Origin of the sequence: Enterobacter cloacae complex sp. P27C (assembly GCF_014895705.1) — a bacterium.
Taxonomy (GTDB): domain Bacteria; phylum Pseudomonadota; class Gammaproteobacteria; order Enterobacterales; family Enterobacteriaceae; genus Enterobacter; species Enterobacter bugandensis.
The window spans coordinates 143,398-157,394 of sequence record NZ_JADBQB010000003.1; the positions used below are offsets into that span (position 1 = coordinate 143,398).

At 58.3% G+C, this 13,997-nt stretch carries 12 protein-coding genes; 7 read left to right on the forward strand and 5 right to left on the reverse strand.

All coding sequences use genetic code 11. The features are described from left to right. Positions 1-142: 142 nt before the first annotated feature. Positions 143-1,837 (reverse strand): nitrate/nitrite two-component system sensor histidine kinase NarQ, encoded by a 1,695-nt coding sequence (gene narQ / locus IM291_RS06885; protein ID WP_028014013.1) that lies wholly within the window; start codon positions 1,835-1,837, stop codon positions 143-145. Between the two features lie 236 nt (positions 1,838-2,073). Here narQ and nudK point away from each other — a divergent pair, with 236 nt between their 5' ends. Together nudK and IM291_RS06895 are read left to right on the forward strand one after the other, a co-directional pair. After that, on the forward strand, positions 2,074-2,664 hold the full coding sequence (gene nudK / locus IM291_RS06890) for a GDP-mannose pyrophosphatase NudK (protein WP_048999957.1): 591 nt from the start codon (positions 2,074-2,076) through the stop codon (positions 2,662-2,664). Positions 2,665-2,773: 109 nt separating this feature from the next. Beyond that, on the forward strand, positions 2,774-3,817 hold the full coding sequence (locus IM291_RS06895; RefSeq protein ID WP_048999959.1) for a DUF1176 domain-containing protein: 1,044 nt from the start codon (positions 2,774-2,776) through the stop codon (positions 3,815-3,817). A gap of 23 nt (positions 3,818-3,840) precedes the next feature. Here the strand turns inward: IM291_RS06895 and tkt are convergent, their stop codons facing one another. Further along, positions 3,841-5,829 (reverse strand): transketolase, encoded by a 1,989-nt coding sequence (gene tkt, locus IM291_RS06900; protein ID WP_048999960.1) that lies wholly within the window; start codon positions 5,827-5,829, stop codon positions 3,841-3,843. 19 nt (positions 5,830-5,848) lie between these two features. Beyond that, complete coding sequence (gene tal / locus IM291_RS06905; RefSeq protein ID WP_192971225.1) at positions 5,849-6,799, reverse strand: transaldolase; 951 nt, start codon at positions 6,797-6,799, stop codon at positions 5,849-5,851. Between the two features lie 246 nt (positions 6,800-7,045). Here tal and maeB point away from each other — a divergent pair, with 246 nt between their 5' ends. Beyond that, entirely contained in the window at positions 7,046-9,325 is a 2,280-nt protein-coding gene (gene maeB, locus IM291_RS06910; protein WP_028014008.1) for an NADP-dependent oxaloacetate-decarboxylating malate dehydrogenase, read from the forward strand. A gap of 64 nt (positions 9,326-9,389) precedes the next feature. Here maeB and hemF read toward each other — a convergent pair whose 3' ends face one another. Continuing rightward, positions 9,390-10,289 (reverse strand): oxygen-dependent coproporphyrinogen oxidase, encoded by a 900-nt coding sequence (gene hemF / locus IM291_RS06915; protein WP_047368064.1) that lies wholly within the window; start codon positions 10,287-10,289, stop codon positions 9,390-9,392. Then, positions 10,289-11,164 carry an N-acetylmuramoyl-L-alanine amidase AmiA gene (amiA, locus tag IM291_RS06920; protein WP_028014006.1) on the reverse strand — a complete coding sequence of 292 codons (876 nt, stop codon included), beginning with the start codon at positions 11,162-11,164 and terminating at the stop codon, positions 10,289-10,291. Before amiA ends, hemF begins: the two co-directional genes overlap by 1 nt. A 212-nt stretch (positions 11,165-11,376) precedes the next feature. Here amiA and IM291_RS06925 point away from each other — a divergent pair, with 212 nt between their 5' ends. The 4 genes from IM291_RS06925 (at position 11,377) to IM291_RS06940 (ending at position 13,869) form a co-directional block, all read left to right on the forward strand. Then, the gene (locus IM291_RS06925; protein WP_003861292.1) at positions 11,377-11,802 is read left to right on the forward strand and encodes a GNAT family acetyltransferase; all 426 of its coding nucleotides are present in this window, start codon (positions 11,377-11,379) and stop codon (positions 11,800-11,802) included. Further along, the gene (locus tag IM291_RS06930) at positions 11,789-12,238 is read left to right on the forward strand and encodes a DUF2919 domain-containing protein (RefSeq protein WP_192971226.1); all 450 of its coding nucleotides are present in this window, start codon (positions 11,789-11,791) and stop codon (positions 12,236-12,238) included. The genes IM291_RS06925 and IM291_RS06930 overlap by 14 nt, the downstream gene beginning before the upstream one ends. 63 nt (positions 12,239-12,301) lie before the next feature. Next, complete coding sequence (locus IM291_RS06935) at positions 12,302-12,877, forward strand: RpoE-regulated lipoprotein (protein ID WP_048957147.1); 576 nt, start codon at positions 12,302-12,304, stop codon at positions 12,875-12,877. A 92-nt stretch (positions 12,878-12,969) separates the two neighbouring features. Next, complete coding sequence (locus tag IM291_RS06940) at positions 12,970-13,869, forward strand: Dyp-type peroxidase (RefSeq protein WP_047368060.1); 900 nt, start codon at positions 12,970-12,972, stop codon at positions 13,867-13,869. The last annotated feature ends 128 nt before the right edge of the window (positions 13,870-13,997 follow it).

The following is a 13,997-nucleotide window of genomic DNA, read 5'->3' on the forward strand; positions in this document are numbered from 1 at the left end:
GAAAGTGTGACCTCGTTTTGCTGCACGTCATTATTGTTTATTGCCCGCATCACTTTAGCGGTAAGGCCCAGGCCAAACGTGGAGAAATAAAGGAGATAATGTAAATTATCATGCGCTTTTCCCGGCGCTTCACCCTTTACCGTTATTTACCTGTTAACGGCGCGGGTGCGGGGAACGTCACGCTGACCTGCGTGCCGCCGTTTTGCGGCTGCGAGAAGTGCAGCATTCCGCCGAGCCGTTGCGCGCGTTCTCGCATAATGTTCAGCCCGTAGTGTCCCGGCGGCTCGCTGGCCTCGCCAATCCCGATGCCGTTGTCGCGAATGCTGACGCTGTGCGTGCCGTCCACGGCGGTCACGCAACTGACGGTGATCTCGCTGGCCTGCGCGTGCTTAATTGCATTCAGGACGGCCTCCCGCACGATCTGCAGCAAATGCACTTGCTTCTGCGCGTCAAGCGCCAGGGTGGAGAGGCGGCAGTCGAGGTGCAGCTTCGCCTGCGTCTGGCTCTGCAGGGCATCGAGAGACTCCTGCAGCGCCGCGGGTAAATTCGCATGGTTTAGCGTCAGGCGGAAGGTGGTCAGCAGCTCGCGCAGCTGCTGCCAGGCGTTGTTCAGCTCGCGGGAGAAGTCGGTGATGATCGTCTGCGCGGAGGCATTTTCCGCCGGCACGGCGTGTTTAAGCAGCGTGAGCTGGATCCGCAAATAGGAGAGTACCTGCGCCAGCGAATCATGCAGCTCGCGGGCGATGGTGGCGCGCTCCTCCATCAGCAGCAGCTGCTGGTAATGCTTCTGCGCCTGGTTAAAGTACAGCCCACGCCCGAGCATGGTCGCCACGCTTCTCATCAGCGGAAGAGGAACGCTGCCCGTCTCGCTTTGCCAGCGCAGCTCGCCGTAGAGGGTATCCTGCATCAGCACCGGCAGGGTTTGCAGAGAAATGCCGCTCACCTCTGTTCCTTCACACAGCCGCCAGTCGTCGCTGGTGCGTAGCTCCAGGTAATTCATCTGCGTGTATTCATGCACAATCTGCAAAATATGCCGGAAGCACAGGCTGTCTATCTGCCCGGTATTCAGCGCCTGGGAGCATTTGAACAGCATGTCGAGCTGCTGGTGGGCTTCATGCAAATGCCGCGTCTTTTCCGCGACGGAGGCTTCGAGCGACCGATAGAGAGTATGTAGCTCGCCCGACATATGGTTGAAGGCGCGGGAGAGCTGGCCCAGCTCGTTGGGGAGCGCGGTGTCCGGCGCCGGGGTGGTAAATTCCCCTCGCTCAATGCGTTCGCTGGCGGCCACCAGGTTGTTCAGCGGCAACACCACCTGGCGACGGATGCGCCGCAGGGTAAACAGCGTCAGCAGCAGGATCCCGAGCGCGCCAGCCAGAGAGAGGAGCGTCACCGTCTGGATTTTATTTTCGGTGTAGTGCTGGAGGGCGAGCACAAAGGCATCAATACGGCCGACAAAATCCTCAATGTGAGCGTCATACCATGCGCTGTCGCCGCGGGCGATGTGCTTGTCCATGTCCAGCCAGGCCACATGCAGCTGCTGATAGCGCGCCTTGACGTTGTCCGGGACGTACCAGCGGTTCAGCTTCTCCAGGGAAGGCGCGCTTAACGTTCGCTGCCAGTTCTCACGATGCGCCATAAGGGAGGGGCTGTTGCGCTGCATCTCGTAGCCGAGGCGGTAGCTCTGCATGCGCAGCGATCCCGCAATGTTGATAGCTTCGGCGTCACGCTGGCTGCTGGCAAGCGTCAGCAGCGCGACGGTGCTGGTCAGCACGGACAGGGCAATGATCGAAAAGAAAGCCCAGGCAAGGCTTCCGGAAACGGGGCGTTTAACGGTCACGGAACGGATCTCTGCATAAAATGGCTCAGCCACAGGTCATGGGCAGTTGTACATTGCCTGATAACGCGGTGGCGAGCAAATAGCTTATTCATACTAAAGATAAGGTTATTGATCCAAAAGCCGCTTTGGGCATTAACCTGAAATCTGGCGAGAAGTAACGCGCCGCCTGAGCCGACGGACGACAAAGCGGGCTTCACGGGGTAGTATAAACAGACTCATTTAGCCGTGGAGCCCGTATGTCCCTGAACATTACCGTTATCAAAGACAAAATCCTTTCTGAAAATTACTTTGTCCTGCGTAACATCACTTACGATTTAACCCGTAAGAACGGTGACGTGATTCGCCACAAACGCGAAGTCTACGACCGGGGCAATGGCGCAACCATTCTGCTGTATAACCGTGAAAAGCAAAGCGTAGTGCTGATTCGCCAGTTTCGGGTCGCGACCTGGGTCAACGGCAATGCGGACGGGCGCCTGATTGAAACCTGCGCCGGCCTGCTTGATGACGATGAGCCGGAAGTCTGCATCCGCAAGGAGGCCGTTGAGGAGACCGGTTTTGAAGTGGGCGAGGTGCAAAAAGTCTTTGAGCTTTTCATGTCCCCTGGCGGGGTGACCGAGCTGGTCCATTTCTTCATTGCGGAATACACCGATGCCCAGCGCACGCATCGCGGCGGCGGCGTGGAGGATGAAGACATTGAAGTGCTGGAAATGCCTTTCACCCAGGCCGTTGAGATGGTGAAAAGCGGCGAGATCCGCGACGGTAAAGCGGTGATCCTGTTACAGTATCTGCAAACCAGCGGCGTAATGAACCCTAAACCGATGTCGTGATAAGGTGTATTTCAGATAAATCTATCCGATAAATCCGATTGAGCCCGCCCGCCCTGGGCACGAAGATACGCCCCAGATTGACCTTTTCGTTTCCGGGGCTGTGCCATTCATGCGCTACTGCGTTTTGCTTTTCTTCTTTTTCTGCGTGCTACCCGCACCTCTGGTGTGGGCTGCGCCCGCGCAGCAGTCTTTTTCAGACTGGCAGGTTACCTGCAATAACCAGAATTTTTGTGTTGCCCGGAATACCGGCGAGCATCGCGGTCTGGTCATGACGCTGAGCCGTAGCGCAGGCGCGAAAACGGACGCCAGCCTGCGCATCGATCTCGGCGGGCTTTCGGCCCCGCCGGTTAAAGAGCCTGACATTGCCCCGCGCCTGCTGCTCGACAACGTTCCGTTAAAGCTCAATTCGCAGCACTGGCAGTTAACCCCCTGGCATCTCAAAACTGACGATGCGGGTACCATCACCACGTTTCTGAAAACCATTCAGGAAGGGCAGGCGCTGACCCTGCGCGGGGGGAAGCAGACGATCTCGCTGGTCGGTCTGAAGGCGGCGCTGCTGTTTATCGACGCCCAGCAGAAGCGCGTTGGCAGCGAAACGGCATGGATTAAAAAAGGAGATAGCCCGCCGCTGAGCGTGCCTCCTGCACCGGCATTAAAAAAGGTGGCCGTGGTGAACCCGACGCCGACGCCGCTGACGCATAGCGAGCTGAACGATCTGCTGGATTATGGGACGTGGCGGATGAACAATAGCCAGTGCTCGCTGGATCCTAACCGTCGTGAAGTACGCGTCACTGCATTAACGGATGACAAAGCGCTGTTGATTGTCAGCTGTGAAGCGGGGGCCTATAACACGGTCGATCTGGCGTGGCAGGTCTCACGTAAAAAACCGTTCGCCGCCCGTAGCGTCAGGTTACGTCTGCCGTTCACCCCCTCCAGCCAGAGCAGCGACATGGAGCTGATGAACGCCCGCTTCGATGAGAAAACGCGCGAGCTGACGACGCTGGCGCTGGGACGCGGTATTGGAGACTGCGGGATCCAGACGCGCTGGCGTTTTGACGGCCAGCGCTTCCGCCTGGTGCGCTATGCGGAAGAGCCAAGCTGCGATAGCTGGAATGGGCCAGACGCCTGGCCCACGCTGTGGATCACTCGCTAGTTTTGCCGGATAGCGCTGTCGCACTACAACACGCTCAGCGCTTTCTCCACCACGTTCTCAACGGTAAAGCCGAAATACGGGAACAGTTTGTCGGCAGGAGCGGATTCACCGTAACCCCGCATGCCCACAATTGCCCCTTTCAGCCCCACGTACTTATACCAGTAGTCGGCAATACCCGCTTCCACCGCCACGCGCGCCGCAACGCTGGAAGGCAGCACCGATTCCCGATACGCCTCGTCCTGGGCGTCAAAAATATCCGTTGAAGGCAGAGATACCACGCGCACCGCGTGACCTTCGGCGATCAGCTTCTCCGCCGCTTTCACCGTGATTTCCACCTCGGAACCGGTGGCAATCAGGATCACGTCCGGCTTACCGCCGCTGTCCTTGAGAATATAGCCGCCGCGGGCGATGTTTTTTACCTGCTCCGGCGTGCGCTCGATCTGCGCCAGGTTCTGGCGCGACAGGATCAGCGCCGTAGGTCCGTTATGACGCTCAACGGCCAGCTTCCAGCCCACCGCGGCTTCGACCTGATCGCACGGACGCCAGGTGCTGAAGTTTGGCGTCAGGCGCAGGCTTGCCAGCTGCTCTACCGCCTGGTGCGTTGGGCCATCTTCCCCCAGCCCGATGGAGTCGTGGGTGTAGACCATGATCTGCCGGGCCTTCATCAGCGCCGCCATACGCGCCGCGTTTCGGGCGTACTCGACGAACATCAGGAAGGTGGCGGTGTAGGGTATGAAGCCGCCGTGATGGGCGATGCCGTTAGCAATCGCGGTCATCCCGAACTCGCGCACGCCGTAGTGGATGTAGTTCCCGGCAATGTCTTCCTTCAGGGATTTAGAGCCTGACCAGATGGTCAGGTTGCTTGGCGCCAGATCCGCCGAGCCGCCGAGCAGCTCAGGCAGGAGAGGGCCAATCGCGTTCAGGGTGTTTTGCGATGCCTTACGGGTAGCGATTTTCGCCGGGTTGGAATGCAGATTTTCTATCAGCGCCTGGGTTTTATCGTCCCAGTCTTCCGGCAGGCCACCGCTCATGCGGCGGGAAAACTCGGCGGCCAGCTCCGGGTGCGCTTTTTTGTAGGCGGCAAATTTTTCGTTCCAGGCCTGCTGCGCTTTTTCACCCGCTTCGCGCGCGTCCCATGCTCTGTAGATCTCTTTCGGGATCTCAAACGGCGGATATTTCCAGCCCAGTTTCTGGCGGGTCAGCGCCACTTCCTCTTCGCCCAGCGCCGCGCCGTGCGCCTCTTCTTTGCCCGCTTTGTTCGGCGAGCCGAAGCCAATGGTGGTACGGCAGATAATCAGGGACGGTTTGTCCTTCACGCTCTGCGCTTCCTGAATCGCTTTTTTTACCGCTTCCGGATCGTGGCCGTCAATCTCGTGCACCACGTGCCAGTGATAGGCCTCGAAGCGTTTTGCCGTGTCGTCGGTAAACCAGCCCTCGGTTTCGCCGTCGATGGAGATGCCGTTGTGGTCATAGAAGCCAATCAGCTTGCCGAGCCCCAGCGTGCCCGCCAGCGAGCAGACCTCGTGGGAGATCCCTTCCATCAGGCAGCCGTCGCCCATAAACACGTAGGTGTAGTGATCGACAATCTCGTGGTCGGGCTGGTTGAACTGCGCGGCCAGCGTACGCTCGGCAATTGCCAGGCCGACGGCATTCGCCAGCCCCTGGCCCAGCGGGCCGGTGGTCGTTTCCACGCCCGGCGTATAGCCGATCTCCGGGTGGCCCGGCGTTTTGGAGTGCAGCTGGCGGAAGTTTTTTAACTCCTCAAGCGGCAGGTCGTAGCCGGAAAGGTGCAGCAGGCTGTAGAGCAGCATCGAGGCGTGGCCGTTGGAGAGAATAAAACGGTCGCGGTCGTACCAGGTTGGGTCAGTGGGGTTGTGCTTCAGGAAGTCGTTCCACAGCACTTCGGCAATATCGGCCATCCCCATCGGGGCGCCAGGGTGGCCGGAATTGGCTTTTTGTACGGCATCCATGCTGAGGGCGCGAATGGCGTTGGCGAGCTCTTTACGGGACATAGTTCACTCCGTGGCAAGGTTAAAGTTTGGCGGCGAGAAGATCTTCGAGTTTGCGCTGGTCGACGGCGAACTGGCGGATGCCGTCCGCCAGTTTTTCCACGGCCATAGGGTCCTGATTATGCTCCCAGCGGAACTCCGCTTCGGTCATGGCTTTCGGTTTTGGCAGTACGGTAGAGGTCGGCACCAGCTTGCGGATCACCGTTTCGTCGCTCTCCTGCAGCTTTTTCAGCAGGTCAGGGGAGATGGTCAGACGGTCACACCCTGCGAGCGCCAGGATCTGCTCGGTGCGGCGGAAGCTGGCCCCCATCACAATGGTCTCGTAGCGGTGTTGCTTGTAATAGTCGTAGATATTACGCACCGACTTCACGCCAGGGTCTTCCTCTACCACGTACGGGTCCATCGGCTGTTTCGCCTGATACCAGTCGTAGATGCGCCCGACAAACGGCGAGATCAGGAACACGCCCGCTTCGGCACAGGCGCGCGCCTGGGCAAAGGAGAACAGCAGCGTCAGGTTGCAGTGGATCCCCTCTTTTTCCAGAACCTCTGCCGCGCGGATGCCTTCCCATGTGGACGCGAGCTTGATCAGAATGCGTGACTTATCGATCCCCTGTTCCTGGTAGAGCTCCACCAGGCGGCGCGCTTTGTTAATACTCTTTTCCTGATCGAATGAGAGGCGGGCATCTACTTCGGTCGACACGCGCCCCGGAATGCTTTTCAGAATTTCCGCACCAAAATTAACCGCCAGCTTGTCGCTGGCTTCAGCAACCTGCTGCTCCTGCGTTTTCCCGCGCTGTTTACCGTAGGCAATCGCGTCGTCAATCAGATGGCTAAAATGGGCAAGCCCCGCCGCTTTCAGAAGCAGCGAAGGGTTGGTGGTCGCGTCCTCTGGCTGATAGTGGCGAATCGACTCGATATCGCCGCTGTCTGCAACCACGGTGGTGAATTTTTTGATGCCGTCTAGCTGGTTCATAAATAATTACTCCTTGGAAATAAAAGAGTTAGATGAGTGCGTTAGTTCACACTTCTGAGAAAATCATGATGGACTTAGCAAAAAAGCATAGCAGACGGGGCAGGCATTGCTTTTGAGACGGGTAACATGGCTGTTATAAATTGATAACAATTTTTAATGTGTGATGGTGAGAGTTTGGCAGCCTTCAAAGTTTATGCGCTGCTCAGCGGCGATACTATCTGACCGATACGTAAAAGGAATAACAAGATGGACGATCAGTTAAAACAGAGTGCCCTCGATTTTCACGAGTTCCCTGTCCCCGGTAAAATTCAGGTCTCCCCAACCAAGCCGCTGGCGACCCAGCGCGATCTGGCGCTGGCCTACTCGCCGGGCGTGGCTGCGCCGTGTCTGGAGATCGAAAAAGATCCGCTGGCGGCCTACAAATACACCGCGCGCGGTAACCTTGTCGCTGTTATCTCTAACGGTACGGCGGTGCTGGGCCTGGGCAATATTGGTGCCCTGGCCGGTAAACCGGTGATGGAAGGGAAGGGCGTACTGTTCAAGAAATTCGCCGGTATCGACGTGTTCGATATCGAAGTGGACGAACTCGATCCCGATAAGTTCATCAACGTGGTGGCCGCGCTGGAGCCGACCTTCGGCGGGATCAACCTGGAAGACATCAAAGCGCCGGAATGTTTCTATATCGAGCAGAAGTTGCGCGAGCGTATGAACATTCCCGTGTTCCATGACGACCAGCACGGCACGGCGATTATCAGTACCGCTGCCATTCTCAACGGCCTGCGCGTGGTGGAGAAAAATCTCTCCGACGTTCGCATGGTGGTCTCCGGTGCGGGCGCGGCGGCCATCGCCTGTATGAACCTGCTGGTGGCGTTGGGCATGCAGAAACACAATATCGTGGTCTGCGACTCTAAGGGCGTTATCTACAAAGACCGCGAGCCGAACATGGCGGAAACCAAAGCGGCCTACGCGGTTGAAGACGACGGCAAGCGCACGCTTGAGGACGTGATTGACGGCGCGGATATCTTCCTCGGCTGTTCAGGCCCGAAAGTGCTGACCCAGGAAATGGTGCAGAAAATGGCGCGCGCGCCGATGATCCTGGCGCTGGCGAACCCGGAACCGGAAATCCTGCCGCCGCTGGCGAAAGCGGTGCGCGAAGACGCCATTATCTGTACCGGCCGTTCGGACTACCCGAACCAGGTGAACAACGTGCTCTGCTTCCCGTTCATCTTCCGCGGGGCGCTGGACGTTGGCGCGACGGCGATCAACGAAGAGATGAAGCTTGCCGCCGTTCACGCCATCGCCGAGCTGGCGCACGCTGAGCAGAGCGAAGTGGTCGCCTCCGCGTACGGGGATCAGGATCTGAGCTTTGGCCCGGACTACATCATTCCAAAACCGTTCGATCCGCGCCTGATTGTCAAAATTGCGCCAGCCGTTGCCAAAGCGGCGATGGACTCCGGCGTGGCGACGCGTCCGATTCAGGATTTCGACGCGTACGTCGATAAGCTCACCGAGTTCGTCTACAAAACTAACCTGTTTATGAAGCCGATCTTCTCTCAGGCTCGCGCAGACGCGAAGCGCGTGGTGCTGGCGGAAGGGGAAGAGGCGCGCGTGCTGCACGCCACCCAGGAGCTGATCACCTTAGGGCTGGCGAAGCCGATCCTGATTGGTCGTCCGAGCGTGATCGAGATGCGCATTCAGAAGCTGGGCCTGCAGATTAAGCCGGGCGTCGACTTCGAGATCGTTAACAACGAATCCGATCCGCGCTTCAAGGAGTACTGGAACGAATATTACGCGATCATGAAGCGTCGCGGGATCACCCAGGAACAGGCGCAGCGGGCGGTGATCAGCAATACTACGGTCATCGGCGCGATCATGGTCCATCGCGGCGAGGCAGATGCGCTGATCTGCGGCACCATCGGCGATTACCACGAGCATTTCAGCGTGGTGCAGGAGATCTTCGGCTATCGCGACGGCGTCCATACCGCCGGGGCGATGAACGCGCTGCTGCTGCCGAGCGGCAACACCTTTATTGCCGATACCTACGTGAACGACGATCCAACCCCGGACGAACTGGCGGAGATCACCGTGATGGCCGCCGAGACCGTGCGTCGCTTTGGTATTGAGCCGAAAGTGGCGCTGCTGTCGCATTCAAACTTTGGTTCGTCTAAATCCGCGGCGGCGTGCAAAATGCGCCAGACTCTGGAACTGGTGCGCGAGCGTGCGCCGGAGCTGATGATTGACGGGGAAATGCACGGTGATGCCGCGCTGGTGGAGAGCATCCGCAACGAACGTATGCCGGACAGCCCGCTGAAGGGATCGGCGAACATTCTGATTATGCCGAACGTGGAAGCGGCGCGTATCAGCTACAACCTGCTGCGCGTCTCCAGCTCTGAAGGGGTGACCGTAGGACCGGTGCTGATGGGCGTGGCGAAGCCGGTGCATGTGTTAACGCCGATTGCCTCCGTGCGCCGTATCGTGAATATGGTGGCGCTGGCGGTGGTTGAGGCGCAGACGCAGCCGCTGTAAGGGCGCGTGTGCTTACCCGACCTGGGGATTGAGTAGGCCGGATAAGCGCAGCGCCATCCGGCAGTTAAATCCAGTCGCGTACTTTAAGGAACTCACTCAAGGCAGCCTCCGGGCTGCCTTCTTTTGGCTCGTAGCTGTACTCCCAGCGCACCAGCGGCGGCATCGACATCAGAATCGACTCCGTGCGTCCGCCGGTCTGCAGGCCGAACAGCGTCCCGCGATCCCACACCAGGTTGAACTCCACGTACCGCCCGCGACGATAAAGCTGGAACTCACGCTCGCGCACGCCGTAGTCGGTGTTTTTACGGCGTTCGACAATCGGCAGGTACGCATCGGTGAACCCTTCACCCACCGCGCGCATAAAGCTAAATGCCGTATCAAAATCCGGCGTGTTGAGATCGTCAAAGAACAGCCCGCCGATGCCGCGCTGCTCGTCGCGGTGCTTCAGGTAAAAATAATCGTCGCACCACTTTTTATATTTCGGGTAAACGTCCTCGCCAAACGGCAGGCAAAGGTCCCGCGCGGTGGTGTGCCAGTGCACGGCATCCTCTTCGAAGCCGTAGTAGGGCGTCATGTCGAAACCGCCGCCAAACCACCAGACCGGATCGGCTCCTGGCTTCTCCGCGATGAAAAAGCGCACGTTGGCGTGGCTGGTCGGAACAAACGGGTTATGCGGGTGGATTACCAGCGAGACGCCCATCGCTTCGAAGCTGCGGCCCGCCAGCTCAGGGCGGTGCGCGGTAGCGGACGCGGGCATGGCGTCGCCGTGAACGTGGGAAAAATTCACGCCCGCCTGTTCGAAGATGCCGCCGTTACGCAGCACGCGGCTGCGCCCGCCGCCGCCCGCTTCGCGCTGCCAGCTATCTTCCTGGAATTCACCGCCGTCTGCGGCGGCCAGTTTCCGGCAAATCTCATCCTGCAGCTGCAGCAGGAACGTTTTGACCAGCTGTGCATTAGGTTTCATCAGCGTTTCCTGGAGTGCGCTTTCTGGTTATCGAACCAGTTGAAGTAACTGATAATGCCGGAGGCGATGGCGTTGGCGATCTTCTGGCGAAACGCCGTGGTGCCGAGCAGGCGCTCTTCTTCCGGATTGGTAATAAAGGACGTTTCCACCAGCACGGACGGGATAGACGGTGACTTCAGCACCACAAACGCCGCCTGTTCGGTGCTTTTACTGTGCAGACGGTGCACCGGCTTAATCCGCTTGAGGATATGCGAGCCGAGCGTCAGGCTGTTTTTGATGGTGTCCGTTTGCACGAGATCGAACAGCACCTGCTGCAAGAGATGATCTTTATCCGTGGCCTTCTTCCCGGCCACTTCATCCGCCCGGTTTTCGCGATCGGAAAGGTATTTCGCCATGGCGCTACTGGCGCCGCGGTTGGAGAGGGCAAACACCGACGCGCCCGCGGCGGAAGGGTTTGTGAAGCCATCCGCGTGGATCGACATAAACAGATCCGCGCCGTGCTTATGGGCGATCTCGACGCGGTCATACAGCGGAATAAACGTGTCGCCCGTACGCGTCAGGCGGGCGTCAATGCCGTTGCTGCGTAAAATCGATCGCACATTTTTTGCAATTGCCAGCACGACGTGTTTTTCTTTCGAACCGTTTCGGCCAATGGCACCGGTGTCGATTCCGCCGTGGCCCGGATCGAGCATCACCAGACGCTTTGCGCCCGGCTTTTTGGTTTTCGGTTTGCTGTGTCCGTTACTGGTTTTGAGCGTGCTCTCGTCTTTTGCCTGAGCCTGCTTAGCGATGCCCGTTAACGTTAAGGCCGCCAGCCCCGCTTTGAGAACCTGACGACGCGATGTGAGTGCTTTTAATGGTTTGAATGTGCTCATGCGGCCTGAATACTGAAAAATGGGGTCCTGGTGTTATATCGTATCGTGTTTCCCGTTACGACAGTCCTTATTGAGAATTGTTTTACTTTTCATTTCAATACGTGACAAAGTGACATTATGCCAAATTTTGGCGAGATTTTCCCCGGTTATTGGCTAAACGCCCCGTTCACGCCATAATCACTGTTTTTAAACCCGAAAAGGCGGTTAATACCATGGAGATACGCGTTTTTCGCCAGGAAGATTTCGAAGAGGTGATCACCCTTTGGGAGCGCTGCGATCTGCTGCGTCCGTGGAACGATCCGGAAATGGATATCGAACGTAAGGTGAATCACGACGTTAGCCTGTTTCTGGTCGCGGAAGTGAACGGCGAGGTGGTCGGGACGGTAATGGGTGGGTATGACGGCCACCGCGGCTCGGCCTATTATCTGGGCGTCCACCCGGAATACCGGGCGCGCGGCATCGCCAACGCGCTGCTCAATCGTCTGGAAAAGAAACTCATCGCCCGCGGCTGCCCAAAAATCCAGATCATGGTGCGGGAAGATAACGACGTGGTGCTGGGCATGTATGAGCGTCTGGGCTACGAGCACGCCGACGTGCTGACGCTGGGTAAGCGCCTGATCGAAGATGAAGAGTACTGAGATCCACCCGGCTGACTATGACGCGCAGGGCCGCGTCAGGCTGCCGTTTTTGTTCTGGTGCGTTTTGCTCCTCCAGGCCCGTACCTGGGTACTGTTTGTGATGGCCGGTGCGTCGCGCGGGCAGGGCGATACGCTGCTGAATCTCTTTTATCCCGACCATGATGCCTTCTGGCTCGGCTTACTGCCGGGCGTACCGGCGGTGGTGGCTTTTTTGTGCAGCGGTCGACGGCATGTAATCCCGCGTCTGTGGCGTGCGCTTCGCTGGCTGCTGATCCTCGCCCAGATCGCGCTGCTGTTCTGGCAACCCGTGCTCTGGTGGCTGGGTGAACCGCTTTCCGGTATCGGCATCGCGCTGGTGGTGGCGGATATTGTGGCGCTGATGTGGCTGCTGACGAATCCCCGCTTACGCGCCTGTTTTACGCATGAGTCAGATTAGCGCGGCACTTTTTGCCGATGCCGCACTCCAACAAGCGTTGATTTAATTAGAAAGGACGTTTCAATGAAATCGCTGCGTTTACTTTTATGCGCTCTCCCGCTGGCGTTAACCGGCTGTTCGACGCTCTCCTCCATTAACTGGTCCGCCGCGTATCCGTGGAACTGGTTTGGCTCTTCCACCGAAGTGACCGAGCAGGGCGTGGGAAAAATTACCGCGTCAACGGCGCTCGATCAGGACGCCATTCAGGATGCCCTGAGCAGTGACTATCGCCTGCGTAGCGGGATGAAAACCGAGAATGGCAACATTGTGCGTTACTTTGAAGCGCTAAAGGGTGACAAGCTGGCGCTGGTGATTAACGGTGATAAAGGGACGGTGAACCGCATTGCCGTGCTGGACGAAGATATTCCGACCGCCAGCGGCGTAAAGGTGGGCACCCCATTTAGCGATCTTTATAAACAGGCCTTTGGCAACTGCAGCAGCGCCCCTTCAGACGATGGCGTGGCGGTGGAATGTAAGGCGGAAGGCAGCCAGCACATCAGCTATGTCTTCACCGGAACCTGGAGCGGTCCGGAAGGATTGATGCCCTCTGACGACACGCTGAAGAGCTGGAAAGTGAGCAAAATACTCTGGAAGCAGTAATTTGCGCCTGAACAAACCGCCTCGCTGAAATCCGGGTATAATAGCCGCCATCAATGCCACGCTGACGTGGCATCTTTATTTCAGGAGGAGCGATGTCTCAGGTTCAGAGTGGCATTTTGCCAGAACATTGCCGCGCGGCGATTTGGATTGAAGCCAATGTTAAAGGGGACGTGGATGCCCTGCGCGCGGCCAGCAAAGTTTTCGTTGATAAACTGGCCACCTTCCAGGCCAAATTCCCGGACGCCCATCTGGGTGCCGTTGTCGCTTTCGGCAATAACGTCTGGCGTCAGCTGAGCGGCGGCGAAGGCGCGGAAGAGCTGAAGGACTTTATCCCTTACGGCAAAGGCCTGGCGCCAGCCACCCAATACGACGTGCTGATCCACATCCTCTCTCTGCGCCACGACGTGAACTTCTCCGTTGCTCAGGCGGCGGTTGAAGCGTTTGGCGACAGCATCGACGTGCAGGAAGAGGTTCACGGCTTCCGCTGGGTGGAAGAGCGCGATCTGAGCGGCTTCGTTGACGGCACCGAAAACCCTGCGGGTGAAGAGGTTCGTCGCGACGTGGCGGTCATCAAAGACGGCGTGGACGCGGGCGGCAGCTACGTGTTCGTTCAGCGCTGGGAGCACAACCTCAAGCAGCTTAACCGCATGAGCGTGCACGACCAGGAGATGATGATTGGCCGCACCAAAGAAGCCAACGAAGAGATCGACGGCGATGCGCGCCCGGTGACCTCGCACCTGTCCCGCGTTGACCTTAAGGAAGACGGCAAGGGGCTCAAAATTGTTCGTCAGAGCCTGCCGTACGGCACGGCAAGCGGCACGCACGGCCTCTACTTCTGCGCCTACTGCGCGCGGTTGCACAATATTGAGCAGCAGCTGCTGAGCATGTTCGGTGACACTGACGGCAAGCGCGACGCCATGCTGCGCTTCACCCGCCCGGTCACCGGCGGCTACTATTTTGCGCCGTCCGTTGAGCGCCTGCTGGCGCTGTAAAACGCTCCCCATACGTAGGCCGGGTAAGCGTTAGCGCCACCCGGCAATTTTCCCCGCACCCTTATTCCCTTTTCTGCTTGTAAATCACCAAACGGTATATAAAACCGTTACTCCTTTCATCCCCGTTA

Coding starts and splice junctions, on each gene's coding strand:
- IM291_RS06940 (WP_047368060.1), top strand. CDS start 12,970: ATGTCTCAGGTTCAGAGTGGCATTTTGCCAGAACATTGCCGCGCGGCG.
- maeB (WP_028014008.1), top strand. CDS start 7,046: ATGGACGATCAGTTAAAACAGAGTGCCCTCGATTTTCACGAGTTCCCT.
- amiA (WP_028014006.1), bottom strand. CDS start 11,164: ATGAGCACATTCAAACCATTAAAAGCACTCACATCGCGTCGTCAGGTT.
- hemF (WP_047368064.1), bottom strand. CDS start 10,289: ATGAAACCTAATGCACAGCTGGTCAAAACGTTCCTGCTGCAGCTGCAG.
- nudK (WP_048999957.1), top strand. CDS start 2,074: ATGTCCCTGAACATTACCGTTATCAAAGACAAAATCCTTTCTGAAAAT.
- tal (WP_192971225.1), bottom strand. CDS start 6,799: ATGAACCAGCTAGACGGCATCAAAAAATTCACCACCGTGGTTGCAGAC.
- IM291_RS06930 (WP_192971226.1), top strand. CDS start 11,789: ATGAAGAGTACTGAGATCCACCCGGCTGACTATGACGCGCAGGGCCGC.
- IM291_RS06925 (WP_003861292.1), top strand. CDS start 11,377: ATGGAGATACGCGTTTTTCGCCAGGAAGATTTCGAAGAGGTGATCACC.
- IM291_RS06895 (WP_048999959.1), top strand. CDS start 2,774: ATGCGCTACTGCGTTTTGCTTTTCTTCTTTTTCTGCGTGCTACCCGCA.
- tkt (WP_048999960.1), bottom strand. CDS start 5,829: ATGTCCCGTAAAGAGCTCGCCAACGCCATTCGCGCCCTCAGCATGGAT.
- IM291_RS06935 (WP_048957147.1), top strand. CDS start 12,302: ATGAAATCGCTGCGTTTACTTTTATGCGCTCTCCCGCTGGCGTTAACC.